This is a genomic window from Citrobacter sp. wls613, assembly GCF_005281195.1.
In the GTDB taxonomy this organism is placed as follows: domain Bacteria; phylum Pseudomonadota; class Gammaproteobacteria; order Enterobacterales; family Enterobacteriaceae; genus Citrobacter; species Citrobacter gillenii.
The window spans coordinates 7006-7605 of sequence record NZ_SZXN01000031.1 but is presented as its reverse complement, the minus strand read 5'-3'; the positions used below and the strand labels follow the sequence as shown (position 1 = coordinate 7605).

Annotated in this window: 1 pseudogene; it reads right to left on the bottom strand. The window is 50.2% G+C overall.

The annotated features are described in order from the left end of the window. Window positions 1-427 (bottom strand): annotated as a pseudogene (locus FDX01_RS23480) (baseplate J-like family protein); the annotation flags it as partial. Window positions 428-600 lie beyond the last annotated feature (173 nt).

Here is a 600-nt window from a genome sequence, read left to right as displayed (position 1 = left end):
TTGCCTGAGAAGATACACCTGTTGTAGGAATAATGGTGGCGTCATTTAACGTATAAGTATATGTCCCGTCAGAGACCATAAACCCCTGCGGAACGGAAAATCCAGGCGGACCATAAAACTGTACCTGGACAGTTGTCGAACCCTTAATTTTTTGCGGCGCAATACCGGCCTGTTGGGCCAGCAGGTTGAGCATGTATAAATTGGCTTTAAGCGGCCCGACGGAGTTAATAAGGTCAACCCTCGCCTGGTCGCAGATAACCAGCGCGCCAACGTCTGTACTCACGATATCTTCAATCAGCGATCCGGGTAACTCGGTGGTGATGCCCGGTGCCATTTGAACCGCCTGTGACACCAGTTGCTCACGCAGGCTTTCGGGAGTTTGGGGTACCGGGCCAGCAGCTGTATAGCTAACCGATAAATCACTCATACATTCACCGTCGCAATAATTTTCGAACCGGCGTTGGTTATCGCCGAGATGTTGTAAACAGGCGGATCATCACTGACCAGCGCGATTTGTAGCGATGAGAAATAGGGACTGAACTGCTGTTGCAGGCGGTTAATGTAATACGTCGGCAAAACCTGTTGTATTACCGATCCGTT